The following is a 24,535-nucleotide window of genomic DNA, read 5'->3' as shown; positions in this document are numbered from 1 at the left end:
CTCCACCACCCCGCCGCCGGCCCTGAATTTCGCGCTCATTTCCGCCATCCCGGCCTCGGCCTCCGCCAGGCTCGCCCCCGCGTCGTTCTGCGCCGCCGCCGCATCCCGGATGTCCTGGCTGATCTTCATCGAGCAGAATTTCGGGCCGCACATGGAGCAGAAGTGGGCGGTCTTGTGGGCTTCCTTGGGAAGGGTGGCGTCGTGGTATTTGCGGGCGGTTTCGGGGTCGAGGCCTAAGTTGAACTGGTCCTCCCAGCGGAACTCGAACCGGGCGCGGCTCAGGGCGTCGTCATGCAGCCGGGCGGCGGGGTGGCCCTTGGCCAGGTCGGCGGCGTGGGCGGCGATCTTATAGGTGATGACGCCGTCCTTGACGTCCTGACGGTCCGGCAGGCCCAGATGCTCCTTGGGCGTGACGTAGCAGAGCATGGCCGTGCCGAACCAGCCGATCATGGCCGCCCCGATGGCCGAGGTGATGTGGTCATAGCCCGGCGCGATGTCGGTGGTCAGCGGCCCCAGCGTATAGAAGGGCGCCTCGTGGCAGTGTTTCAGCTGCTCGTCCATATTCTGCTTGATCTTGTGCATCGGCACATGGCCGGGGCCTTCGATCATGACCTGGCAGCCCTTGGCCCAGGCGATCTGGGTCAGTTCGCCCAGCGTCCGCAGCTCGGCGAACTGGGCCTCGTCATTGGCGTCGGCGATCGAGCCGGGGCGCAGGCCGTCGCCCAGGCTGAACGACACGTCATAGGCCCGCATGATGTCGCAGATGTCTTCGAAATGCTCATACAGGAAGCTCTCCCTGTGGTGGGCCAGGCACCATTTGGCCATGATGGAGCCGCCCCGGCTGACGATGCCGGTGACCCGCTTGGCCGTCATCGGCACGAAGGGCAGGCGCACCCCGGCGTGGATGGTGAAATAGTCCACGCCCTGTTCCGCCTGTTCGATCAATGTGTCGCGGAACACCTCCCAGGTCAGGTCCTCGGCAATGCCGCCGACCTTCTCCAGCGCCTGATAGATGGGCACGGTGCCGATGGGGACGGACGAGTTCCTGATGATCCAGTCGCGGATGTTGTGGATGTTCCTGCCCGTCGACAGGTCCATGACATTGTCGGCGCCCCAGCGGGTGGCCCAGACCAGCTTGTCGACCTCGTCGTCCACGCTGGACAGGACCGCGCTGTTGCCGATGTTGGCGTTGATCTTCACCAGGAAGTTCCGGCCGATGATCATCGGCTCGACCTCGGGGTGGTTGATGTTGTGCGGGATGATGGCCCGGCCGCGGGCGATCTCGGAGCGCACGAATTCGGGGGTTACATAGTCGGGGATCGAGGCGCCGAAGGATTCGCCGTCGCGCTCCAGTGGCGAGTGGCGAGTGGCGAGTGGCGAGGAGGAAGAGGGGACAGGGACCGTCGTGCCGTCGGCTAGGGTGATGGTGGAGGCGACGTCACTCGCCACTCGCCACTCGCCACTCGCCACTGCCTCCCGCCGCAGATTCTCCCGGATCGCCACATATTCCATCTCGGGCGTGATGATCCCGGCCTTGGCGTATTCGTACTGCGTCACCGGGCGGCCGGGCACGCCCTTGAAGACGCGGTGGTTGGAGGTGTCGAACCGGGGGGCCAGGTGGCGGCCCGAGGCATGGCCGTTGTCCTCGGGCTTGACCTCGCGCGGGTTCAGGACGGGGGCGATGTCGCCGCGATCCAGCTGCCAGCTGGATTTGACGTGGGGCAGGCCCTTCTTGATGTCGATCGTGACGTTCGGGTCGGTATAGGGACCCGAGGAGTCATAGACCGTCACCGGCGGCTCGTTCGCCGACGGATGCAGGGCGATCTCGCGGAAGGGCACGCGGATGTCGGGATAGAGGACGCCCTGGACATAGACCTTGCGCGACCCGGCCCGTTCGCCGGTCGGGATACGGCCGGTCTCAGCCTCGACCGCCTTGCGCGCCTCGGCCAGCGCCAGATCCACATTCGGCTCTTCGGGCAGGACGGGCGGGGTGACTTGGATGTTCATGGCGGCCTCAAACGGTTTGAGGTCCGCCGACGTCGGGCGCGAGGGTCCTGTGGCGCATGGACCTAAAGCGTACTCATCCCTTCGCCGGCATGACCCGGATCAGGTTCGACGGGTCAGAGGAGGAACCTCTATCTCAGCCGCTCGATTGCGACACCCCGGAGAACGGCCTCAGGGTGACGCCGGGGGAGGCGGACGTCAAGCCGGGCGGGCGGCGCCGGAAAAAGACGCCCCTTCCCACAGGCTTAGCCATGAAACGGACTTGCCCCCCGGCGTCGGGACGGCCAAACCACGGGGGTGACTGTCCAATCCCTGATCATCGACTGCGACCCCGGCGTGGATGACGCCGCAGCGCTCTTCCTGGCCTTCGCCGCCCCTGAGCTGGAGCTGCTGGCCGTCACCACCGTCGGCGGCAACGTCCCCGGCGCCCTGACCCAGCGCAATGCGCGGATGATCCGCCAGATCGCCGGCCGCGAGGACGTGCCCGTCTATGGCGGGGCCGAACGGCCGCTGAAACGCCCGCCCGCCGGCGCCGGCGAGTTCCACGGGCCGGAAGGGCTGGGCGACCTGGAGCCGTTCGAGCCTCACGGCATCATCGGCGACGGCCCGGCCGCCAACGCCATCGTCGACCTGGTGATGAAACGACCCGCCGGATCGGTGGCGATCGCCGTCCTGGGGCCGATGACCAATCTGGCCCTGGCGATGAAGCGCGAACGGCGGCTGGCCGAACACCTGGGCCCTGTCGTGGTCATGGGCGGGGCGCGGTCGGAGGGCGGCAACATCACGGCTTCCGCCGAGTTCAACATCTGGGCCGACCCGGATGCGGCGGCGGTGGTGTTCGGCTCGGGCTGTCAGGTGATCGCCTTCGGCCTGGACGCGACGCATCAGGTGCGGGCGACCGAGGCCCGCATCCGCGCCATAGAGACGATCCGCACCGAACCGGCCCGCACCACGGCCGCCCTGCTGCGCTTTTCCCAGAGGACCGAACGGACCCTGGTCGGCTGGCCCAGCCCGGACTGGGGCGCCCCCCTGCACGACCCCTGTCCGATCGCCTGGCTGATGAAGCCCGACCTGTTCAGCCTGAAGCCCTGCCGGATCGAGGTCGAGACCGGATCGGACCTGACGCGCGGCCATACGGCGGTGGAGTTCCGGGTCGATCCGGAGACGGCCCGCCATCGCTGGGCGGTCGCGGCGGACGCTCAAGGGGTGTTCGACCTGATCGCCGAAACCCTGAAGGGTGCTGAAAGGGCGCGAGGGGGATGAGGATCACCGTCGTCGGCTCGATCAACCTGGACCTGGTGGCGACGGCGCCCCGCCTGCCGGCGCCGGGCGAGACGGTGACGGGGGCGGCGCTCGCCCGCTATCCCGGCGGCAAGGGCGCCAACCAGGCCTATGCGGCCGAGAAACTGGGGGCCGAGGTCAGCCTGATCGGTCGGGTCGGAAACGACGCCATGGCCGGCGAGGCCCTGGCCCTGATGTCCGAGCTTGGCGTCGATCTGGCGGGGGTGGAGGTCGATGTGGCGGCGCCCACGGGCGTCGCCCTGATCGCCGTCGATCCGACCGGCGAGAACCAGATCGTGGTGGCGGCCGGGGCCAATCATCTGGTCACGCCCGAACAGCTGCCCCAGCGGATCGAGGGCGCCCTGATCGTGCAGCTGGAGCTGCCGATCGAGACGGTGGAGGCGGCGGTCGGCCGGGCCACGGGCTTCGTCTGCGCCAATCTGGCGCCCGCCCAGCCGGTGTCGGAGGCCCTGCTGCGCCGCGCCGACCTGATCGTGGTCAATGAGACCGAGGCCGCCTTCTATGGCGAGGCCCTGCACCGGGGCGGCGGCCGGGTGGTGGTGACCCAGGGCGCTCGCGGGGCGGTGATGTATCAGCGCGGGGTGGAGACGGCATCGGCCAGGCCGCCCGCCGTCGAGGCTGTGGATGCGACCGGCGCCGGCGACGCCTTCGTGGCGGCGATCACCATGGCCCTGCTGGAGGGGATGGAGCCCGCGCAGGCGCTGCGCTTCGCCTGCGCGGCCGGGGCCTTTGCGGCGACGCGGCCGGGGGCCCAGCCGTCGGCGCCGGAACGGGATCAGGTCGAGGCGCTGCTGGGAGGGTGAGGGGGGCGGGCCCCCTCCGTCTCTTCGCTGCGCTCAGAGCCACCTCCCCCAAGGGGGGAGGATTGGGGTTGCCGCCATCGTCTGGCTGTCGTTAGTCTGGCGCTTAAATCAGTGGGGACTTCAGACGATGATGATGCGTGTTCGCGGTTCCGGCCTTGCGCTGGCGGCGGTGTTGCTGGCCACGACGGCGAGCGGGGCCCTGGCCCAGTCCGCGGCGCCCGGCCAGACGACCTATCAGCAGCCGCCGTCCCCCATCGCCGACATTCTGGACGCCAAGCCGACGCCGTCGTCGATGCTGAGCCCGGACCGCAAGACCCTGGTACTGATGGACCGGTCGAACCTGCCCAGCATCCAGGCCCTGGCCGAGCCGATGCTGCGGCTGGCGGGGTCGCGGATCAATCCCCGCAACAACGGGCCGGCCGAGAGCCGGGTCTCGTGGCTGACGGGGCTGACGCTTCAGGCCGTGGACGGGGGCCAGCCCCGGGTCGTGGCCCTGCCGGCGGGGGCGCGGTTCACGGGGGCGCGCTTCTCGCCCGATGCGAAACACCTGGCCTTCGTCATGGACCGGCCGACGGGGCTGGAGCTGTGGGTCGTGGACGTGGCGAGCGCGCAGGCGCGCAAGCTGACCGAGCCGGTGGTCAATATGACGGGCGGGGCCGGCTATGACTGGCTGCCGGACAGTTCGGGCCTGCTGGTCGAGGCGGTCCCGGCCGGGCGGGGGGCTGCGCCGGACGTGACGGCGGCGCCGACCGGGCCGAACATCGAGGAGACGGCCGGGCGCGCGGCGCCGGTCCGGACCTATCAGGACCTCTTGTCCAATCCGGGCGACGAGGCCCTGTTCGACCACTATTTCACCAGCCAGCTGACCCTGGTTCCGCTGAACGGCCGTGCACGGACGATCGGCGCCCCGGCCGTCTATCTGGACGCCTCGCTGTCGCCCGACGGGAAGTACATTCTGCACGAGATCGCCAAACGGCCCTATTCCTATGCGGTGCCGGCGGGCCTGTTCCCGACCGAGATCGTGGTGACGGACATGGCCGGGCGGGTGGTGCGGACCGTCGCCGACCTGCCGCTGAGGGACGACGTGCCGACCGCCTTCGACGCCGTGGCGCCGGGGCCGCGGTCCGTGGGCTGGCGGGCCGATGCGCCGGCGACCCTGACCTGGGTCGAGGCCCTGGACGGCGGGGACATCCGCCGCGAGGCCGAGTTCCGCGACCGGGTCTTCATGCAGGCCGCCCCCTTCACGGCCGAGCCGGTCAAGCTGATCGACCTGAAGGAGCGGTACGCCGGGATCGTCTGGGGCAAGGATGACTTGGCTGTGGTCAACAGCCGCTGGTTCAACACCCGGCATGAGAGCCGCTTCGTGGTCGATCCGTCCAATCCCGGCGCGGGCCGGCTGCTGCTGGAGCGGAACTATCAGGCCCGCTACGACAATCCGGGCCAGCCGGTGACCCAGCCGAATGCGGCGGGCCGGTCGGTGATCCGCTTCACCCCCGACGGCAAGATCCTGATGCAGGGGGCGGGCGCCACGCCCCAGGGCGAATTCCCCTTCCTGGCCGCGATGGACTCGGCAACGGGGCGCAGCGAGCGGCTGTGGACCTCGGCCCAGACCGACTATGAATATGTGGTCGGTTTCCTGGACGCGGACGGCAAGCGGGTGGTGACCCAGCGCGAGACGCGGCTGGACCCGCCGAACCTGCAGATCCGCGACCTGACGACGGGCCAGACCACGGCCCTGACCAACTTCCCCGATCCGGCGCCGCAGCTGGCCGGAGCGACGCGCCAGCTGGTGACCTATGAGCGGGCCGACGGGGTCAAGCTGTCGGGGACCCTGTATCTGCCGGCCGGCTATGACAAGGACCGCGACGGGCCCCTGCCGATGCTGATGTGGGCCTATCCGGCCGAGTTCACCGATGCGGCGGTGGCGGGCCAGACGGTGGACGTGCAGAACCGGTTCGTGCGGCCGGGCGGGTCCAGCCATCTGTTCCTGCTGACCCAGGGCTATGCGATCTTCGACAATCCTTCCATGCCCATCATCGGCAAGGACGGGGCCGAGCCGAACGACACCTATGTGCAGCAGCTGGTCGCCGACGCCCAGGCCGCGGTCGATGCGGTGGTCGGCATGGGGGTGGCGGACCGCGACCGGATCGCCGTCGGGGGCCACAGCTACGGCGCCTTCATGACGGCGAACCTGCTGGTTCACAGCGACCTGTTCAGGACCGGGATCGCGCGGTCGGGCGCCTATAACCGCACCCTGACCCCGTTCGGCTTCCAGTCGGAACAGCGCAACTATTGGGAGGCGACCGAGGTCTATACGGAGATGTCGCCCTTCACCTACGCCGACCGGATGAATGAGCCGATCCTGCTGATCCACGGCGAGGCCGACGACAACTCCGGCACCTTCCCGATCCAGTCCGAGCGCTTCTATGCGGCGCTGAAGGGGCTGGGGGCGACGGCGCGTTACGTCACCCTGCCGCTGGAGGCGCACGGCTATCGCGCGCGGGAATCGGTGGGCCACACCCTGTGGGAGATGACCCGCTGGCTGGACCAGTATGTCAAGAACGCGCCGGCGAGACCGGCGGGATGATCTGCGACAATCGGGTGGCGGCTAGAGGGGTTCGTCACAACGGGCACGACGCGGCCACGGCGAACACGACGGGACTGATGCGCGTCGGTTCAACGGTTCCATATGGAGGCCTGCGGCTTCGCCGGCGCAGGTCATCAAGACGGTCTGAAACGGCACGGTTCCGTCGTGCCCGTTGTGATCTCGTCGTGACCGCTGTGACGCGCCTGCTTTTCAACAGCCGGCCATCTAGCCGGCGGCAGGACGACGGCGTCGTCACGGGCGAACGATCAGCCGCACCACCTCCCCGGCGTGAAGCCGGTCGAAGCCGGCGTTGATCTCATCCAGCGGGATGACGCCGCTCATCAGACGGTCCACCGGCAGGCGGCCCTGGCGGTACAGGGCGACGTAGCGGGGGATGTCGCGGCTGGGGACGCAGGTTCCGATGTAGGAGCCCTTAAGGGTGCGTTCCTCCCCGACCAGAGAGACGATGTTGACGGCGAGCGCCGCCGCGGGCGGGGGCAGGCCGGCGGTGACGGTGGTTCCGCCGCGCCGGGTCATCTTCCAGGCGTTCTCCAACGCCCGAACCGAGCCGGCCATTTCGAAGGCGACCTCGGCGCCGCCGTTCGTCAGGGCGCGGACCTGATCCACCGCATCTGGATCGGCGGCGTTGACGGTCTGGACCGGACCCAGGCTGCGCGCCAGGGCCAGCTTGTCCTCGGACAGATCGACGGCGATCACGGGAGAGGCGCCGCAGGCCAGGGCGCCCAGGACGCTGGCCAGGCCCACGCCGCCCAGGCCGATGACCACGACGCTCTGGCCCGCCTTGACCCCGGCGGTGTTCACCACGGCGCCGACCCCGGTCAGGACGGCGCAGCCGAACAGGGCCGCCTCTTCGAACGACAGCTCCGGGTCGATCTTGACCAGGGACCGGCGCGAGACCACGGCCCGTTCGGCGAAGGCGGAACAGCCCAGGTGGTGGTTGACCGGCTCGCCCTCGCGAAAGAGGCGGCGGGCGCCGGACAGAAGCTCGCCCCGGCCGTTGGCGGCGGCGCCGGGCTCGCACAGGGCGGGACGGCCGCCGGCGCACGGGTCGCAATGGCCGCAGGACGGCATGAAGACCATGACGACGTGATCGCCGACAGCCAGGTCCGTGACGCCGTCGCCCAGGGCCTCGACCACGCCTGCGGCCTCATGCCCCAGGGCCATGGGCAGGGGGCGGGGACGGTCGCCGTTGATGACGGAAAGATCCGAATGACACAGGCCGGCGGCCTTGACGGCGACCAGGACCTCGCCGGGGCCGGGTGCGGCCAGCGTCACAGTCTCGAGCGACAGGGGGCGGCTGTCGCCATAGGGAAGGGCGGCGCCGCTCCTCGACAAAACAGCCGCGCGGGTCGTGATGCTCATAGTCAAGCTTCTCCTTGCGCTATCGCCGAGGACGCGGTCGTCAGCCGCCTGAGCGCTTGTGATCGTCCGCCTACCGATAGGCGCTTGACGCCGCGTCGTCCAAGCCCGAGCGTCACCTGGACGGCGACACGGACGATCGCCGGGGAGGATGATGACGATGCCGAAGACGGAACTGGGCGCCCTGGCCGAACGCGCGACCTATCGCGCCTTTCACATGGTCTCGACCCGCTGGGCCGACAACGACCAGTACGGCCATATCAACAACGCCAAATTCTACGAGTTCGTCGACTCGGCGGTGAACGCCCATCTGCTGATCGCCAACGCCCTGGACGAGTCCATCGGCCTGGTGGTGGACAGCGGCTGCCAATACACCTCGGCGCTGAAGTTCCCCGATGTAATCGAGGTGGGGATCAAGGTCGACCGGATCGGCACCTCCAGCGTCACCTACGGCTTTGCGGTCTTCAAGCGCAGCACCGACGTGCCCGCCGCCGTCGGCCATTTCGTCCACGTCTATGTCGACGCCGAAACCCGCCGCCCCAAGCCCCTGCCGGCGAAACTGAGGGCGGTGGTGGAGAATCTGAAGGCGGGGTGAGGCCGCGCTGACAGGTCGTATTACCGAAGCTTCATTGGCCCCGTGCGGGGCGGCGTGGTGGACTGGGGGCCTATCGGAGCAGCTCGCATGACGTTTCGCCTTCCTGTCGGTTCGGCCGGCGACCTTGCGCTGGCCTGCGTCGCCGTCTGGACGCCGCTCGCCGCCTGTTCGGCCCAGCCTGTCCAGAGCGCGGCGACGGAGCCCTCACGGGGGACGGCGATCTTGGGCGAAGCGGCGATCCTGGCGGCGGCCGCCGCGGAGGTGACGCCGCTGATGGCGGATGGGCGCTATCAGTCCGTGTCGGGCGCCGTGGTCTATCAGGGGCGGGTCCATACCTTCCACTACGGCCGATCGCCGTCCGGGCGGGCGCCGGACGACCAAACCCTTTATGAGATCGGCTCCCTGACCAAGACCTTTACCGGCCTGCTGCTGGCCCAGGCGGTGCGCGACGGCAAGGTCGCGTTGGACGCGCCGGCCGCCCTCTATCTGCCGCAGGTCGATCCCTCGCGGCTGACCCGCAACGGCAAGCCCGTCACCGTCCGTCATCTGGCCACCCACATGTCGGGCCTGCCGATGCTTCTGGCGTGCGAAGACCAGCCAGCCGATCCGGCCCGCATCGCCTGTCTGGCGGCCCATGACGATCGGGATTTTCTGAGGCGGCTGAACGCGGTCGAGCTGCGGTCCGATCCCGGCGACACCTATCTGTACAGCAACGCCGGCGCCCGGCTGATCGGCCTGATTCTGGAAGGAGTCTACGGCGCCCCCTATCCCGAACTGGTGCGGCGGTTCCTTCAGACCCGCGACGGGGGGATCGACGTTCGATGCGGCGCTGCGGTCGAGGATCCCGCGCGTCTGGCGGTGCGCGACCGGGCCGCCGAAACCTGCGACGGGGCCGGCGGCCTGGTCGCCACGACCGCCGACATGGGGCGATATCTCGCCCTCTATTTCGACCGGCGGGACCCGATCCCCGCCCAGGCGACGACGTCCCTGTTCCAGGACGGCGACTTCGGCCGCGCCTATTTCTGGAACACCTACAGGCCAGAGACCGAGGGGCAGCTGTACCATGGCGGCGGCACCTTCAACACCTCGTCCTGGATCTCGCTTTATCCGCGCCAGGGCCTGGCCGTCTTCCTGATCTCCCCCACGGTGGCTGAGGGCGCCCAGGGCGCCCTGAACGAACGAGCCAACGCCATTGCCGACCGCGTTCGGGCGGCGGCGGGCGAGCCGCAGGCTGGGCGCTAGGCGACACGACGGCCCTAAGCTTCGGGTCGCCTGATGTGGGACTGGTGCGCCACCAAAGCCGCCCGTCTTTGAAGCTGAGAATATACGGCCGAGCTCATGCCGGAAGCGGCGAGCCTTTGTCGATCTTCTCGCTTGCTGGTTGCCGAAAGGATCACCAAATGGAGGTGAGGATCAAGGAGACGTCATCAGATGCTGAACCCGTATGAGGCCGTTCTGGCTCTTCAGAAGCTCATTCTGCTTCACCACAAGCCGCGCGACGGCGACGAACTTAGTCCCTTCATTGTCTGCTTCGACAAGGATGGTACAGCGCTGGATATCGGTGAAGTTTCAGCGGCGCATCCAAAAGAGATGGTCGGGAATTTGGAGACATGGACCCCGACGCCCGGCGCCGGCTATTACGCCCACATTCGGCAGAGTGGTTCGAATACCAATAGACACACCGGATCCGTCACGCGCTGGGAGGTCGAAGGGCCCGACTGGAACGCCTTCGTCGATGTGTATGAACCTCTGAATCAGAGCATATCGGCCGCAGTGAACATACCCTCGTTGACGGTAGGAGCCCTGACCTTTTTGGAGCGTTATCGCGCGGTTTGAGAGGAGTCGACGGTTTTCCTTGGGCTCTGAGGGGCCGTCTGCCATCGCCTCATCTCGGACAAGGCACGGCGCCAATCTGAGGCCCCCGCCCTAGCCAATCCGCCCTGCGCGTGAGAACGTTCCCATAAAAGCGCGTGGAGGAACGCCATGAGGACGGGATGGATCGCGGCCTTGGCCGCGAGCGCGGTGCTTTGCGCCGGCGGCGCGGCGGCCCAGACGGCGGCCCAGACGGCGGCCCAGACGGCGGCCCAGACGGGCGGTTTCCTGCGGGCGGAGGGGGCGCGGATCGTCGATGAGACGGGGCGGCCCGTTGTTCTGCGCGGCATGGGTCTGGGCGGCTGGGTGCTGCAGGAAGGCTATATGCTTCAGCTCGGCGCCCTGGGTCAGCAGCATGTCATCCGGGGGCGGATCGCCGATCTGATCGGCGAGGAGAAGACCGAAGCCTTCTACGCCGCCTGGCGCGCCAACCATACGACCAAGGCCGACATCGACGCCATGGGACGGTGGGGATTCAACTCGGTGCGGCTGCCGATGCATTACGACCGGCTGACCCTGCCGGTGGATCAGGAGCCGGTCGCGGGGCGGGACACCTGGAAGGAGGAGGGCTTCGCCGAGATCGACGCCCTGCTGGCCTGGGTCAAGGCCAATGGGATGTACCTGATCCTGGACCTGCACGCCGCGCCGGGCGGGCAGGGGAGCGACCTGGCCATATCGGACCGGGATCCGGCAAAGCCGTCGCTGTGGGACAGCGCGGAGAACCGCAGGAAGACCGTGGCCCTGTGGCGGCGGCTGGCCGAACGCTATGCGGACGAGCCGGCCATCGGCGCCTATGACCTGATCAACGAACCGAACTGGGATTTCGAAAAGCCCGGCGGCGGCCACGGCTGCGAGGAGACGACCAACGCCCCGCTGCGGTCGCTGATGATGGAGATCACGGCGGCGATCCGCGAGGTCGATCAGCGGCACATGATCGTCATCGAGGGGAACTGCTGGGGCAACAACTATCGCGGCGTCACGCCTCTGTGGGACGACAATACGGTCATCAGCTTCCACAAATATTGGAACGCGACTGACCGGGCCTCGATCGCCGAGATGCTGCGGTTGAGGGAGGAGACCGGCGCGCCGCTGTGGCTGGGCGAATCCGGCGAGAACTCCAACACCTGGTTCACGCAGACCGTGGCCCTGGTCGAGGGCGAGGGGATCGGCTGGGCCTTCTGGCCGCTGAAGAAGATCGGCTTCAACCAGCCGCTGGAGATCAAACCCAATCCCGGCTGGGCGCGGCTGGTCGCCTATTGGACCGGCAAGGGAGAGCGGCCGTCGGCGGCGGAGGCGGAGGCGACCCTGATGCAGCTGGCGACCCAGGACGTCCGGTTCGAGAACACCGTCAAACATCGCGACGTGGTCGACGCCCTGCTGCGCCGGCCCCATTCGGACGCGGCGGTCCCCTTTGCCGATCACCGCATCGGGACGTCGGGGGCGACGATCCGGGCGGCGGACTATGACCTGGGCCGGGCGGGCGCGGCCTGGTCGGACGTCTATGATTCCGACATCGACGGGCCGGGTGAGCGCGTGCCCTGGTGGAACACCGGCCGGACCTTCAGGAACGACGGGGTGGACATCGCCGTGGTCGAGGGCGAGCCGGTCGTGGCCGAGTTCGAGACGGGGGAGTGGCTGCGCTATACCGTGACGGCGGAAACGGCCGGGACGCGGGCGCTTACGGTGGTCGGAACCGGCGGCCGGGTGTCGGTGTCGCTGAACGGCGGCGCGGCGACGCCGGTCGATCTTCCGGCGGGCGACGGCTGGGGCCAGGCGACGACGCCGGCCCGGCCCTTTCTGGAAGGGACCAACACCCTGATCGTGCGGGCGGAGGATTGCGAGGACTGCCGGGTAAAGGCGTTTCGCGTGGAGCCTTGAGCGTCGGTCGAGCCCGAGGATCACGGCGGGAGCGTTGCTGCGCGCCGAAAGGGCTGGTCCCGGCTTTCGCCGGGATTGGCGGAGAGGCTGACTTCAGTCGTCCAGCTGTCCCGTCAGGAACAGAACGCCGACGGCGGTCAGGGCGCCCAGGGTGAAGGCGGCGATGATGGAGCCGGCGGCGACGGCGGCGGGGACGGTGACGGGGCGGGCCTCGTACCATTCGACGATGTCGGCCTCGTGCAGGTCGTCGTCGGCGCGGCCCTCGGCTTCATAGATGTCGGTCGCGTTCATCGGGGGCTCCTTATCGGCTTCAGGGATCAATACCCCCAAATGGTTGAGGTTCCACTGCGCTTCGACGCCGTCGCGGCGGCGTGACAGCCTGCCGCGCATCGGCTAGGGAGCGCGGCTCAGGTTTCAGACTGTCGAAGACGATCCCCATGGCCGGCCACTCGAAATTCAAGAACATCATGCACCGCAAGGGGCGCGCGGACGCGCAGCGCTCCAAACTGTTCTCCAAACTGTCGCGCGACATCACCGTGGCGGCCAAGTCGGGCCTGCCGGACCCGGCCGCCAATCCGCGCCTGCGCCTGGCCATCAACAACGCCAAGGCCGAAAGCCTGCCCAAGGACGTGATCCAGCGGGCGATCAACAAGGCCTCGGGCGGCGACGTGGATACGATGGAAGAGGTCCGCTACGAGGGCCGGGGCCCCGGCGGCGTCGGCATCATCGTCGAGGCCCTGACCGACAACCGCAACCGCGCGGCCTCCAACATCGGCACGGCCTTCAAGAAGAACGGCGGCGCCCTGGGCGAGATGAACTCGGTCGCCTTCATGTGGGACAAGGTGGGCAAGATCGTCTATCCGGCCGAGGCCGGCACAGAGGACGCCGTGATGGAGGCCGCCATCGAGGCGGGCGCCCAGGACGTCGAGAGCGATCTGGTCAAGCCGGACATCTATGAGGACGCGCCGGGCCACACCATCTGGACCGCCTATGAGGACCTGAACGAGGTGGCCGAGGCCATGTCCAAGGTGCTGGGCGACCCCAAGTCCACCGCCATCGTCTGGAAGCCCCAGTCGGAAGTGACGGTGACGGGCGAGGCGGTCGGAACCCTGTTCAAACTGCTGGACGCCCTGGACGCCGAGGACGACGTGTCCGCCGTCTATTCCAATGAGGATATTTCCGACGAGGATGCGGCGAAATACGCCGGCTGATCGGCGAACGCGGGTCTCGACTTGGGCGCGCCTCGCGCTTAACCTTTCGTCAACGCTTGGGGCGCGGCTGATTCGACCAGGGGTCGAGCCGGCTCGCCGGAGCGAAGACGGAGGGGCGCGATCATGAAGTTGACCAGAATAGACCGGGTTCTGTCCCGCGGCGGCAAGGCCCTGAGCAATGAGGCCCCGGCCGCGCCCGCCTCCGCCCTCGCCTCCCGGGCGGAGGAGCAGGACGTCGCCGGCCTGATCGGCGAACGGTTCGAAACCATCCAGGACAGTCTGGATCAGCTGGCCGAAATGGCCCAGCGGTTCGGGACCTTCGAGACCCTGCTGGGTCAGCTGCGCGATCCGCTGGAGGCCGAGTTCCGGTCGCGGCGCGACAATCATGTCGAACTGGTCAATCTGCGCAACGCCCATGACGAGGCGGCCCGGCAGCTGGGTCTGGCCAACGCCGAGGTCCGCCGCCTGTCCGAGGCCCTGGCGGAGGCCGAGGCCAAGGTGGACGATCTGGAGGCGCGCGGCGCCGAGACCACGGCCAATCTGCAGGAGGCCCGGGTCGAGATCGGCCGGCTGCGCGCCGACCTGGCCCAGTCCGCCACCCGGATCGAAGGCTTCGAGGCGGTCGATCGCGCCGCCGTCCAGCGCATCCGCGAACTGGAGCAGGACCAGGAGTCGCTGCGCATCCAGCTGACCCAGGCCGAGACGGCGCGGTCCGAGCTTGAGGCCGCCCGCGCCCAGATCCAGCGCGACCACGCCCTGGTGCTGGAAGAGAACACCGTGCTGCGCCGCCGCGTGGACGAGGTGGGGACCGAGGTGGCCGCCCTGGCGCGCGCCGCGGCGACCGGCGAGGGCCAGCTGGCCACCGAACGGGCCCGCGCCGCCTCCGAACAGGCCGAGGCCGCCCGCGCCATCCGCACCCTGGAAAGCCAGGTCGAGGCCGCCCGGGCCGAGGCCGCCTCCCTGACCGCGCGGCTGGACACGGCCACGGCCCGGGCCAACGGCCTGGAGGTGCTGAACAGCGAACTGACCTCGCGCCTGGGCGAGCTTCAGACCGGGGGCCATGCGGCCGAGCGCCGGGCGGACACGCTGCAGATCAATCTGGACCGCGCCGTCGAGCGGGTGCGGGCCCTGGAGAGCGAGATCGAGGAGGCGCGTCAGCGGCAGGCCGCCATGGAGGTCGCCCGCGTGGCGGCCGTGGACCGCGCCGACGCCCTGGCCAAGGCGGCCGCCGGCCACGACAAGGCCATCGCCCGCGCCGAGGACCGGATGGTCAAGCTGCAGGCCAAGCTGAGCGCGGCGCAGGACGAGCATGAGAAGCGCGTCCAGACCCTGAACCAGCAGATCAGCGCCCTGCGCGAAGATCTGGAAAGCGTGCGGGCCGAGGCCGCCATGTCGGCCGCCGCCCTGGACGCCGCCCGTCGGGGCCGGGGCGGCCGTCCCAGCATCGCCGACGCCGCCGCCCAGCTTCAGGCCATCGTCGGCTGATCGTCCGAAACAGGGCGCGCCCGGAACATTCGGGCGCTCCCGTCGCTTGATCGGCATGATGAGCGACCTGTTGAACGGCGCGCTCTGGCCGATCCTCGGGGCGGTCGTTGCCGGCGGGACGATCGGGCTGGAGCGCGAATGGCGCGGCCGCGCGGCCGGGTTCAGAACCCACATCCTGGTCAGTCTGGCCTCGGCCCTTCTGATGCTGGCGGCCATGCGCCAGGCCGACTGGGCGTTCCGCGCCCTGCCGGATGAGAACATCGTCACCGATCCGACGCGGATGGCCCATGGGGTACTGACCGGGATCGGTTTTCTGTGCGCCGGAGTGATCTTCCGCACTGGATTTTCGGTGCACGGACTGACCACCGCCGCCTCGCTGTGGATCACCTCGGCCATCGGCCTGCTGTTCGGGGCGGGTCTTTACGGCCTGGGCGCCCTGGGGACCGGGGTTACGGCCCTGATCCTGGGGGGACTGCGGCTGATCGACCTGCGCCTGCCCGACCGCAAGGTGGTGGATGTGGTCGTGGCCTGGGACCGGGCGGCCCCGTCGCCGGAGGATCAGGTCCAGGCGGCCATTCGCGCCATCGACCCCCAAGCCCATTCCGGGCGGCTGGAGCTGATCCACGACGGGCGCAGAATCCGGCGATCCTGGCGGCTGAAGGCGGCGACGGACGATGAGCTGGAGCGGCTGGCCGCCCTGTTGTGCGCCGCGCCGGGCGTCGCCGCCTATCGGTTGAATCCGCGCGACGGCTGAGCGGGGCGGGAACCGTCGCGGGCCGCGCGGATTAGCGGGTGGACCGTCAGACCCGCCATGCCCGGCGCCGCTCTGGTCGAAGGATGCAGACCCCGATGGACATCACCCAGCTGATCTTGGACGACCACGCCGAACAGCGCCGCCTGTTCTCGATCATCGAACAGATCGACCCGAAGGACGTGGACGCCCTGAGCGCGGTCTGGCTGAGGCTGTCGGCCTTTCTGGACGTCCATGCCGAGGCCGAGGAGCGGTTCTTCTATCCCGACCTGATCAAGCTGGGCGAAGGGGCCAATGACGCCGACGACGGGACGGTGGAGGGCGAGACCGAAGACGCCATCGAGGACCACAACAAGCTGCGCGATGCGGTCAAGGCGGTGGAACAGCATCCGGTCGGCAGCCCGGCCTGGTTCGAGGCGGTGGGCCGGGCCAATGTGGTCAACTCCAAACATATGGGCGAGGAGGAGCGGCAGGGGCTGACCGACTTCCGCCTGAACGCCGACCTTGACCTCCGCCACGACCTGGCGGTCAGGTTCGCCGCCTTTGAGGCCGAACACATCACCGGGGTGAAGCCGGTCAACAAGGACCCGGAAACCTATGTGGAGGCCCACGGCTGAGGTCGATGGGGCCGGGTTTCTGACCCGCAGATCAAGCTGTTCATTGCCCGCTAACCCTCTTTGCGGCATGAGGGGAACGGATGGCGAACGAAACAGTCAGAATCATCGGCCTGGACCCCGGTCTGCGACGCACCGGCTGGGGTGTGATCACAGCCGACGGCGCGCGCCTGCGCTGGGTGGCGCACGGGGTGGTGGCCCCGCCCGAGGCCGCGCCCTTTTCCGAACGTCTGCTGTTCCTGTTCGAGGCCCTGGGGACGATCTTGGCCGACCACGGCTGTGAAGAGGCGGCGGTGGAGGAGGTGTTCGTCAACGTCAATCCGTCCTCGACCCTGAAGCTGGGCCATGCCCGGGCGGCGGTGATGCTGGCGCCGGCCCAAAGGGGCTTGAGGGTCGCGGAATATTCGCCGAACCTGATCAAGAAGGCGGTGGTCGGGGCCGGTCACGCCGACAAGGGCCAGATCGCCTTCATGATCAAACGACTGCTGCCGACCGCCGGGGATGTGAAGGCGGACGCCGCCGACGCCCTGGCCGTGGCGATCACCCATGCGCAACTGAGGAAACGGTCCTTGCTGGAAGCCATGCACCGGGGGGCGGCGTGAGGCGCGACATTGAAATCCTCCCCCCTTGGGGGAGGATTGGTCGTGATCGGACGTTTGAGAGGGGTGCTGGCCGAGGTCGGGGAGGCGGACTGCCTGATCGACTGCGGCGGGGTGGGCTATGTAGTGTCGTGCGGGGCGCGGACCCTGGGCCGGCTGCCGGCGCCGGGGGACGAGACGACCCTGCATGTCCATTCGCAGTGGAGCGAGGACGCTGGCCCGCGCCTGTACGGATTCCTGACCCGCGACGAGCGGCGGGCCTTCACGACCCTGCTGGCCATTCAGGGCGTGGGGCCCAAGGCGGCCCTGGCGGTGCTGGACGTGTTGCCGCCCGGCGAACTGGCGTCGGCTGTGGCGCGCGAAGACAAGGCGGCGGTGGCGCGGGCCAACGGCGTGGGGCCGAAACTGGCGCTGCGGATCGTCACCGAGCTGAAGGGCAAGCCCCTAAGCAGTATAGTGGGTGACGTCAGCTTTGCGCCGGCCGCACCCGGCATGCACGTCGAGATCGCACCGCCGGTTCCGTCCATCACCGGCGAGGCCGTGTCGGCCCTGCTCGGGCTGGGCGTCGCCGAGGTCAATGCGCGCCGCGCCGTGGATCAGGCGTTGATCCGTTTGGGCGAAGAGGCCGAACTGTCGGCGGTGATCCGCGCGGCCCTGCAGGAGCTGGGGCGGTGATTGGAAGGGAGTGGCGAGTGGCGAGTGGCGGGTGGCGAGCGCTGTCGTGTGGCCTCACCGGACTGTACGCCGCTTTTGCCGATGATGGGCCGAAAGCGGGGCGGCTTTCTCGCCACTCGCCACTCGCCACTCGCCACTCGGCAGCCACTCGCCACCCAGGTCGACCATGACCCGCATCATCTCCCCCGAGGCCGAAACGGGCGAAGCTTTCGACCGCGCCCTGCGGCCGCAGACCCTGGCGGAGTTCGTCGGCCAGTCGCAGGCCAAGGGCAATCTGAAGGTCTTCATCGACGCCGCGCGCGGCCGGGCGGAGGCCCTGGATCATGTGCTGCTGTTCGGCCCGCCCGGTCTGGGCAAGACGACTTTGGCGCAGATCGTGGCGCGCGAGCTGGGGGTGGGCTTCCGGGCCACGTCCGGACCGATCCTGGCCAAGGCGGGCGACCTGGCGGCGATCCTGACCAATCTGGAGCCGCGCGACGTCCTGTTCATCGACGAAATCCACCGCTTAAGCCCTCAGGTCGAGGAGATCCTGTATCCGGCCATGGAGGACCATGTGCTGGACCTGATCATCGGCGAGGGGCCGTCGGCGCGGTCGGTGCGGATCGACCTGGCGCCCTTCACCCTGGTGGGAGCCACGACCCGGGCGGGCCTCCTGGCCACGCCGCTGCGGGACCGGTTCGGCATTCCGCTGAGGCTGGAGTTCTATACCCCCGACGAACTGACGGCGGTGGTGCGCGGCACGGCGCGCAAGATGGGCGCCGGGATCGACGAGGGCGGGGCGCGCGAGATCGCCTCTCGCGCGCGGGGCACGCCCCGGATCGCAGGGCGGCTGCTGCGCCGGGTGCGCGACTTCGCCTCGGCCGAAGGGGCGGAGACCATCTCGAAGCTGGTGGCGGCGCGGGCCCTGGCGCGGCTGGAGGTGGACGAGGCCGGGCTGGACAGTCTGGACCGGCGGTTCCTGAAGGCCCTGATCGAAAACTACGGCGGCGGCCCGGTGGGGATGGACACTCTGGCGGCGGCCATCGCCGAGGCGCGCGACGCGGTCGAGGACGTGATCGAACCCTATCTGCTGCAACAGGGCTTCATCATGCGCACCCCGCGCGGCCGCATGGCCTGCGCCAAGGCCTATGCGCATCTGGGGCTGACCCCGCCGGCGCAACCCGCCGTCGGACCCGTGCCGGGCGACCTGTTTGAATGACGATCGCCTTCGATCCGGGCAAGGATGGGATCAACCGCGAGAAACACGGGCTGTCTTTGGCGCGCGCCAGCGAAATCGATCTCCGCACCGCTTATGTGCTGGTGGATGACCGTCAGGATTACGGCGAGCCACGCTGGCGCGCCTATGGTATGTTGGACGGACGGCTGCATATGCTGGCCTTCACCGTCCGCGACGGCGTAATAAGGGCCATCAGTCTGCAGCGCGCGAACGTCAAGGAGGTCCGACGCTATGGCTGATCCCGAATTCAGCCTCGATCCGAACGACTATGAGGATGGCGAGATCGACGATCCCCAGAATCCGGAGTGGACGGATGAGGATTTCGCCAGGGCGCGGCCTTTGCGGGAAGCCTTGCCTGAGCTTTACGCCCAGATCGTCGCCGAGCGCGAAGTCGGTCTGAAACTGCCTGCCGACACCATTCGCGCCTTCGCCGAAGAGGGCGAAGACTGGAAGGAGCGGATGGCCCAGACCCTGACCGAGGCGGCACGCAAGAAACACGCGGCCTGATCGTCGATAGGCGTTGCCAAGCGAGGCGGGCGGGGGTTTGCTGGGACGAACCGGAGCCCTCGACCCATGATCCTGCGCACCCTGGCCTTAGTGGCGTTTGTGGCCGGCCTGACCAGTCTGGCGCCGCCTGCGAAAGCAGCCGCCCCCGTCTTCACCGAAAAGGCCTGTCCGGCCGAATGGCCGACCGAGGTGCGCCAGGTGCGGTGCGGAACCCTGACTGTGGACGAGGCGCGCGACGGGACGGTCAGGGACCGGCGCATCGACCTGGCCCTGGTCATCATCAAGGCCAGCGCCCCATACAAGGACGCCTCGGGCCAGGCCCTGCCGACGGTGGTCATGTTCCACGGCGGACCGGGCGGGGCCATGGTCGGCGGGGCCGGGCGGATGCTGACGGCCCTGCGTCGCAATCCGGAAGCCTTTGCGGTGGATCAGGACGTGATCCTGTTCGATCAGCGCGGCGGCGGGGCCGGCGCCCCGTCGATGGATTGTCCGGGCGTCGAACTGACCGATGCGGGGCCGCCGTCGGATGCGGATCGCGACGGGCTGATCGCCTGTCTGAAGGGCTATCAGGCCCAAGGGATCGACCTGAACCAGTACAACGCCGCCGCCACCGCCGCCGACGTCAAGGACATGGTCCAGGCCCTGGGCCTGTCGAAGATCGACCTGTGGGGCGGCTCCTACGGCCCGCGCATCGAGGCGGCGGTCATCACCCACCAGCCCCAGATCGTCCGCGCCGCCGTGATGGACAGCCCCTGGCCGCCCGAGGGCAACTGGGCCGTCGGCACGCCGGAACAGGTGTCCACGGCGGTCAAGATCATCCTGGGCAAATGCCAGGCCCAGGCGGACTGCGCGGCGCGCCATCCGGACCTTCAGGCGCGGTTCGAGGCCGAGGCGCGCAAATGGTCGGCCGGCCCCGTGACGGGCAAGGACGGAAAGACCTTCACCGTCGACGACCTGTCGGCCTTTCTGATGGACACCACCTACAGCGCGCGGGGCGTGCGCAGCCTGCCGGCCGATCTGGAGAAGATCATCGCCGGAGACCTGAGCCCCGTCGCCGAGATCGCCGAGGACCGGACCTATTATTTCGAGGGCCAGCACATGGCCCATCTGTGCAAGGAAGAACTGCCGTTCGAATCCAAGGCGCGGCTGGCGGCGGGCGCGGCGGGCGATCCCGTCGCCGAGGTTCTGGTCCCCTCGCTGTCGCGGCTGTTCGACGTCTGTGCGGCGGTAGGGGAACGGCCCGCGCTGCCGATCGAGAACCTGCCGGTCCAGACCGACGTCCCGACCCTGTTCGTCGCCGCCGAGATCGATCCGGGCTGCCCGCCGCCCCTGACCGAGGCGGCGGCCAAGGGCTACTCCAACAGCCAGGTGGTGATCGTGACCAATGCGACCCACGGCGTCATCAACGCCAGCCCCTGCACCCGCAAGATGGCGCGCGACTTCCTGCGCGATCCGTCGGCGCCGGTGGATCGAAGCTGCCTGCCGCCGGCGGACACGCCGCTGAACTTCATCGAGGCCGCGACGGCGGGCTGAGACATGGGGCGGGCCTGGGTCTTTCCGTCCTCTTCCCGTGCGATCGCCGCCCTGTTCGTCGCGGCGGCGCTGGCGGCGGCCGGGGCGGGACTGTGGATGATGACCCACCGGTCGCGGATCGCGCCGCCCGAGACGCCGTCGCATCGGGTCGTGCGCCAGATCGGCGAACAGCTGGGGCCGGGCGCCGAGCTGCGCTACGCCGAGGCGGGCGAGAAGCGGGCCGTCTGCGGCTATGTGGGCCGGTCCAGGGGCGGGGCGGCGGTGGGCTTCATCTCCGTGCCCAACCGCATCCTGTTCAGCGACGATCCCCTGCCGACCGAGTTCCGCGAGATGCGCCGACGCTATTGCCCCGGCTTCCTGACGCCGCCGCCCAGCGTTAGGCTGGGGACATGACCGATCTTCCAAGCGACCTTCCGACGGCCGGCCGTTTCGACGGGCGCGACCACCTGCTGCCCGTGCGGGTCTATTATGAGGACACCGATTTCACCGGCCTGGTCTATCACGCCAACTATGTCCGCTATTTCGAGCGGGGCCGGTCGGACTTTCTGCGCGCCATCGGCGTGGGGCACGCCGACCTGCTGGAGCAGGACCAGCCGATGGCCTTCGTCGTGGCCGAGCTGAACATCCGCTATCTGAAGCCCGCGCGGATCGACGACGCCCTGGTGGTGCGGACCGTCTATGAGCAGGTGAAGGGGGTGCGGCTGATCATCCGACAGACGGTAGAGCGCGGGGGCGAGGTGCTGTGCCGGGCCGATGTGACGGCGGTCTGCATCCATCTGGACGGACGGCCGCGGCGGCCGTCGAAGGGGCTGATCGAGAAGGTCACGCCGTGGCTGGCGAAAGCCACCGGCGCCGATTAGGATTGGATGAACTCGGGGGAGGCTAGACCATGGAAAATCAGGGAATCACCGCCAGCGCGGTCATCGTGAGCTTCCTGCTGCTGGTTCTTGTGATCGGCGGCGGTCTGGTCGGCTGTCCCTATTACAAGGTCTGGGAGCGCAAGATGGCGGGCCAGGCCGAGCTGCAATATCAGCAGGGGGCGCGTCAGGCCCTGATCGCCCAGGCCGCCGCAGAAGACGAGGCGGCGATCAAACGGGCCGAGGCGGCGACGCGCCGGGTCCTGGGCTGGACCGATGCGGCCAAGCGCGGCTGCGAGGCCCTGGGCCGTCCGGGCGACCGCCAGTGCGAGGAACAGCTGCTGAAGGACGCCGCCACCTATTCCATCGCCAAGGAAGGCCATGAGGGCGTCATCATCAGCGTCGGCGCCCCCGTGTCGGTCGCTGTCGATCCGAACCGGCGGCCGGCGTCGGAGTAGAGACGGTCAGTCAAGAGCCGGCGCCGAGAGCGAACGCCTTCTGCACGACACCGTCTCGCAGGCGATAGGTTCGAAAGCCCATCGCCTCATAGTAGGTCAGGGCGCCGGGGTTGTCGGCGCTGATGTAGGCGTCGATCTGGTCAAGTCCCGCCTGCCGCGCCGCCTCAAGGCTGGATTTGAACAGGGCCTTTCCCACGCCCAGGCGATGGGCCTGCGGATCGACGTGCGTGCCGATGACGCCCCAGCCTGGCGGCACGTCGTAGCGATTTCCCGCCTCGGCTCGGATCAGCGACTGAAAGCCCAGCACCCGGTCCGTTTCGTCTGTCGCGACAGTGCAGCGCAGGCTCGCGGGGTTAGAGACATAGGCGGACAGGACGAAGGCTTCGTCGCTTGGCCTTTGGCGGCCGGTATGAGCGATGATCGCGAGAAGCACGCGGCTCATGGCCGGGACGTCATTGGGTGTGGCCGAGCGCGTCCGCATCGTCTCCTCCTGCTGCGGTCGGTAAACCTAGACGGGCGGCCGCATGACGTAAACGATCCCTCAGTCTGACGGGGCGCGCCTTTCTGGTGACGGCGGCGCGTGGGGCGGCTAAACGGGCGGGACGCCACACAATGGTCACGCCCGCTCGGTCGAAGAGGGGACGTGACCGATCCTGATCTCGCCCGGAGCGCCTGAATGACTACGCCCGTCGACGCCTCGATGATGAACCCCGTCGAGCTGTTCATGACCGCCGACTGGGTGGTGAAGTCGGTGATGGTGGGGCTGGCGGCGGCCTCGATCTGGTCCTGGACCATCATCATCGACAAAGCCTTCCGCTTCACCGCCCTGAACCGCCAGGCCGACGACTTCGACAAGGCGGTGCAGTCGGGCCGGTCGCTGGAGGATGTGGCGGCCCAGGCGGGACCGCAGCCGGAACACGCCCTGCCGCGCATGCTGGTGATCGCCTTGTCCGACTGGCGCGAGGCGCGTCAGAAGGGGGCGTTGAACGAACACCAGGGCGACCTGCTGATGACGCGGATCGACCGGGCCATGAACAGCCTGATCCAGCGCGAGGGCCAGAGGATCGAAAACGGCCTGGGCGTGCTGTCGGTCGTGGCGACGGCCTCGCCCTTCATCGGCCTGTTCGGCACGGTCTGGGGCATTATGAACGCCTTCGGCCGCATCGCCGCGGCGGGCAACACCAATCTGACCACGGTGGCGCCGGCCATCGCCGAGGCCCTGTTCGCCACGGCCATCGGCCTGGGCGCGGCCATTCCGGCCTATATCGCCTACAACAAGTTCTCGATCGACGCGGGCAAGTTCACCGGCCGGCTGGAAGCCTTCGCCGACGATCTTCAGGCGGCGGTGGCGCGGCGTCTGGGGGCTCCGTCCGCCCCGCCGCCCCCGCCGGTCGAGCCCGCCTCTGGCCTGAACCTGAAGCGGGGCGTCTGAGCCATGGCCCTTAATGGCGGTGGGGGCGGCGGTTCGAGCGGCGGCGGGTCGCGTCGCGGACGGCGGGGGCGAAAAGGCCCCCTGACCGAGATCAACGTCACGCCCCTGGTGGACGTGATGCTGGTGCTGCTGATCATCTTCATGATCTCGGCGCCGCTTCTGACCGTGGGCGTGCCGGTCGAGCTGCCCAAGACCGAGGCTAGCGCGGTCGAGACCAATAACGAACCCCTGTCGGTCAGCATCGACCAGCAGGGGGCGATCTTCATCGGCGACAGCGAGACGGCGTTCGACGATCTGGCGGTGCGGCTGCTGACCGAGGCGGGCGGGTCGGACAAGGCGTCCGAGCGGCCGGTCTTCGTGCGGGCCGACGGCCGGGCGCCCTATCAGGCGGTGGCGCGGGTGATGGCGCGGCTGAGCGCCTCGGGCTTCACCAAGCTGAACCTGATCACCGACACGGCCCCGGAGGCCTGATTGCGCCGTCCGAGCCCCGCGATCCTCGGCTCCATCGCCCTGCACGCCGGGGTGGTCGCGCTCGCCTTCGTGTCGTTCTCGCAGAAGGCCCAGGAGGCGCCGCCGCTGGTGAACTCCGTGCCGGTGTCGATCGTGTCCGAGACCGTGATCGCGGCGGCGGCCGCCGACAATCCGCAGCCCGAGCCCTCGCCTGACGACGCCGCCACCGCCCCGGTCAGCGCGCCGGAAGAGCCGACCCCGCCGGTCCCTGAGCCGACCCCGCCGCCGCCGACGCCTGCGCCCGCATTGAGACCCGCGCCCAAGCC

At 69.0% G+C, this 24,535-nt stretch carries 26 protein-coding genes, 1 pseudogene and 1 riboswitch; of the genes and pseudogenes, 23 read left to right on the top strand and 4 right to left on the bottom strand.

Features of this window, described 5'->3' with window-relative positions; genetic code table 11:
* Positions 1–2,007 (bottom strand): phosphomethylpyrimidine synthase ThiC (thiC, locus tag AC07XS_RS13680; protein WP_321208138.1); only part of this gene is annotated, 2,007 nt, incomplete at its 3' end.
* Between the two features lie 58 nt (positions 2,008–2,065).
* Positions 2,066–2,175: riboswitch (TPP riboswitch) on the bottom strand.
* A 126-nt stretch (positions 2,176–2,301) separates the two neighbouring features.
* On the opposite strand from thiC, the gene AC07XS_RS13675 reads away from it, so the two are divergent.
* The 3 genes from AC07XS_RS13675 to AC07XS_RS13665 all read left to right on the top strand — a co-directional run bounded on the left by AC07XS_RS13675 (position 2,302) and on the right by AC07XS_RS13665 (position 6,696).
* Entirely contained in the window at positions 2,302–3,267 is a 966-nt protein-coding gene (locus AC07XS_RS13675; protein WP_182714885.1) for a nucleoside hydrolase, read from the top strand.
* Positions 3,264–4,109: a ribokinase gene (locus tag AC07XS_RS13670; RefSeq protein WP_182714884.1), complete on the top strand. Its 846-nt coding sequence runs from the start codon at positions 3,264–3,266 to the stop codon at positions 4,107–4,109. The genes AC07XS_RS13675 and AC07XS_RS13670 overlap by 4 nt, the downstream gene beginning before the upstream one ends.
* 127 nt (positions 4,110–4,236) lie before the next feature.
* Positions 4,237–6,696 (top strand): prolyl oligopeptidase family serine peptidase, encoded by a 2,460-nt coding sequence (locus tag AC07XS_RS13665; protein WP_182714883.1) that lies wholly within the window; start codon positions 4,237–4,239, stop codon positions 6,694–6,696.
* A gap of 252 nt (positions 6,697–6,948) precedes the next feature.
* On the opposite strand, the gene AC07XS_RS13660 is transcribed toward AC07XS_RS13665, so the two are convergent.
* Positions 6,949–8,079, bottom strand: coding sequence for a zinc-dependent alcohol dehydrogenase family protein (locus AC07XS_RS13660; RefSeq protein WP_182714882.1), 1,131 nt, complete (start codon positions 8,077–8,079; stop codon positions 6,949–6,951).
* Between the two features lie 157 nt (positions 8,080–8,236).
* On the opposite strand from AC07XS_RS13660, the gene AC07XS_RS13655 reads away from it, so the two are divergent.
* The 4 genes from AC07XS_RS13655 to AC07XS_RS13640 all read left to right on the top strand — a co-directional run bounded on the left by AC07XS_RS13655 (position 8,237) and on the right by AC07XS_RS13640 (position 12,421).
* Positions 8,237–8,671 (top strand): acyl-CoA thioesterase, encoded by a 435-nt coding sequence (locus tag AC07XS_RS13655; RefSeq protein ID WP_182714881.1) that lies wholly within the window; start codon positions 8,237–8,239, stop codon positions 8,669–8,671.
* A gap of 87 nt (positions 8,672–8,758) precedes the next feature.
* Entirely contained in the window at positions 8,759–9,913 is a 1,155-nt protein-coding gene (locus AC07XS_RS13650) for a serine hydrolase domain-containing protein (RefSeq protein WP_182714880.1), read from the top strand.
* Positions 9,914–10,102: 189 nt separating this feature from the next.
* Positions 10,103–10,507 carry a hypothetical protein gene (locus AC07XS_RS13645; protein WP_182714879.1) on the top strand — a complete coding sequence of 135 codons (405 nt, stop codon included), beginning with the start codon at positions 10,103–10,105 and terminating at the stop codon, positions 10,505–10,507.
* Positions 10,508–10,654: 147 nt separating this feature from the next.
* Positions 10,655–12,421, top strand: coding sequence for a cellulase family glycosylhydrolase (locus tag AC07XS_RS13640; protein ID WP_182714878.1), 1,767 nt, complete (start codon positions 10,655–10,657; stop codon positions 12,419–12,421).
* 93 nt (positions 12,422–12,514) lie between these two features.
* Here the strand turns inward: AC07XS_RS13640 and AC07XS_RS13635 are convergent, their stop codons facing one another.
* Entirely contained in the window at positions 12,515–12,712 is a 198-nt protein-coding gene (locus AC07XS_RS13635) for a hypothetical protein (protein ID WP_054764699.1), read from the bottom strand.
* 146 nt (positions 12,713–12,858) lie between these two features.
* Between AC07XS_RS13635 and AC07XS_RS13630 the strand changes: the two genes are divergently transcribed.
* The 13 genes from AC07XS_RS13630 (at position 12,859) to AC07XS_RS13570 (ending at position 22,327) form a co-directional block, all read left to right on the top strand.
* Positions 12,859–13,632 carry a YebC/PmpR family DNA-binding transcriptional regulator gene (locus tag AC07XS_RS13630; RefSeq protein WP_182714877.1) on the top strand — a complete coding sequence of 258 codons (774 nt, stop codon included), beginning with the start codon at positions 12,859–12,861 and terminating at the stop codon, positions 13,630–13,632.
* Positions 13,633–13,755: 123 nt separating this feature from the next.
* Complete coding sequence (locus tag AC07XS_RS13625) at positions 13,756–15,117, top strand: hypothetical protein (RefSeq protein ID WP_182714876.1); 1,362 nt, start codon at positions 13,756–13,758, stop codon at positions 15,115–15,117.
* Positions 15,118–15,175: 58 nt separating this feature from the next.
* The gene (locus AC07XS_RS13620; protein WP_054766826.1) at positions 15,176–15,871 is read left to right on the top strand and encodes an MgtC/SapB family protein; all 696 of its coding nucleotides are present in this window, start codon (positions 15,176–15,178) and stop codon (positions 15,869–15,871) included.
* An 83-nt stretch (positions 15,872–15,954) separates the two neighbouring features.
* Complete coding sequence (locus AC07XS_RS13615; RefSeq protein WP_321208137.1) at positions 15,955–16,485, top strand: hemerythrin domain-containing protein; 531 nt, start codon at positions 15,955–15,957, stop codon at positions 16,483–16,485.
* Positions 16,486–16,565: 80 nt separating this feature from the next.
* On the top strand, positions 16,566–17,084 hold the full coding sequence (ruvC, locus tag AC07XS_RS13610) for a crossover junction endodeoxyribonuclease RuvC (RefSeq protein WP_182714874.1): 519 nt from the start codon (positions 16,566–16,568) through the stop codon (positions 17,082–17,084).
* Between the two features lie 42 nt (positions 17,085–17,126).
* A complete protein-coding gene (gene ruvA / locus AC07XS_RS13605; protein WP_054766827.1) occupies positions 17,127–17,756 on the top strand; it encodes a Holliday junction branch migration protein RuvA in 630 nt (209 codons plus the stop codon).
* A 166-nt stretch (positions 17,757–17,922) separates the two neighbouring features.
* Positions 17,923–18,954 carry a Holliday junction branch migration DNA helicase RuvB gene (ruvB, locus tag AC07XS_RS13600; protein ID WP_152949487.1) on the top strand — a complete coding sequence of 344 codons (1,032 nt, stop codon included), beginning with the start codon at positions 17,923–17,925 and terminating at the stop codon, positions 18,952–18,954.
* Entirely contained in the window at positions 18,951–19,211 is a 261-nt protein-coding gene (locus tag AC07XS_RS13595; protein WP_182714873.1) for a BrnT family toxin, read from the top strand. Before ruvB ends, AC07XS_RS13595 begins: the two co-directional genes overlap by 4 nt.
* On the top strand, positions 19,204–19,479 hold the full coding sequence (locus tag AC07XS_RS13590; protein ID WP_054764706.1) for a BrnA antitoxin family protein: 276 nt from the start codon (positions 19,204–19,206) through the stop codon (positions 19,477–19,479). Before AC07XS_RS13595 ends, AC07XS_RS13590 begins: the two co-directional genes overlap by 8 nt.
* A gap of 66 nt (positions 19,480–19,545) precedes the next feature.
* On the top strand, positions 19,546–21,012 hold the full coding sequence (locus AC07XS_RS13585) for an alpha/beta hydrolase (RefSeq protein WP_182714872.1): 1,467 nt from the start codon (positions 19,546–19,548) through the stop codon (positions 21,010–21,012).
* A 3-nt stretch (positions 21,013–21,015) separates the two neighbouring features.
* Positions 21,016–21,405, top strand: coding sequence for a hypothetical protein (locus tag AC07XS_RS13580; RefSeq protein WP_182714871.1), 390 nt, complete (start codon positions 21,016–21,018; stop codon positions 21,403–21,405).
* On the top strand, positions 21,402–21,872 hold the full coding sequence (gene ybgC / locus AC07XS_RS13575; RefSeq protein WP_182714870.1) for a tol-pal system-associated acyl-CoA thioesterase: 471 nt from the start codon (positions 21,402–21,404) through the stop codon (positions 21,870–21,872). Before AC07XS_RS13580 ends, ybgC begins: the two co-directional genes overlap by 4 nt.
* Before the next feature lie 29 nt (positions 21,873–21,901).
* Complete coding sequence (locus tag AC07XS_RS13570; protein WP_182714869.1) at positions 21,902–22,327, top strand: hypothetical protein; 426 nt, start codon at positions 21,902–21,904, stop codon at positions 22,325–22,327.
* 10 nt (positions 22,328–22,337) lie between these two features.
* Here the strand turns inward: AC07XS_RS13570 and AC07XS_RS13565 are convergent, their stop codons facing one another.
* Entirely contained in the window at positions 22,338–22,808 is a 471-nt protein-coding gene (locus AC07XS_RS13565) for a GNAT family N-acetyltransferase (RefSeq protein WP_182714868.1), read from the bottom strand.
* Between the two features lie 195 nt (positions 22,809–23,003).
* Between AC07XS_RS13565 and tolQ the strand changes: the two genes are divergently transcribed.
* The 3 genes and pseudogenes from tolQ to AC07XS_RS13550 all read left to right on the top strand — a co-directional run.
* Entirely contained in the window at positions 23,004–23,759 is a 756-nt protein-coding gene (gene tolQ, locus AC07XS_RS13560; protein ID WP_054764713.1) for a protein TolQ, read from the top strand.
* 3 nt (positions 23,760–23,762) lie between these two features.
* Positions 23,763–24,230 (top strand): protein TolR, encoded by a 468-nt coding sequence (gene tolR, locus AC07XS_RS13555; RefSeq protein ID WP_182714867.1) that lies wholly within the window; start codon positions 23,763–23,765, stop codon positions 24,228–24,230.
* Positions 24,231–24,535, top strand: a pseudogene (locus tag AC07XS_RS13550) (energy transducer TonB); the annotation flags it as partial.

The sequence above is a fragment of the Brevundimonas sp. GW456-12-10-14-LB3 genome, from assembly GCF_059424365.1.
The sequence above is the reverse complement of the archived record's forward strand: the minus strand, read 5'-3'. Positions and strand labels throughout refer to the sequence as shown.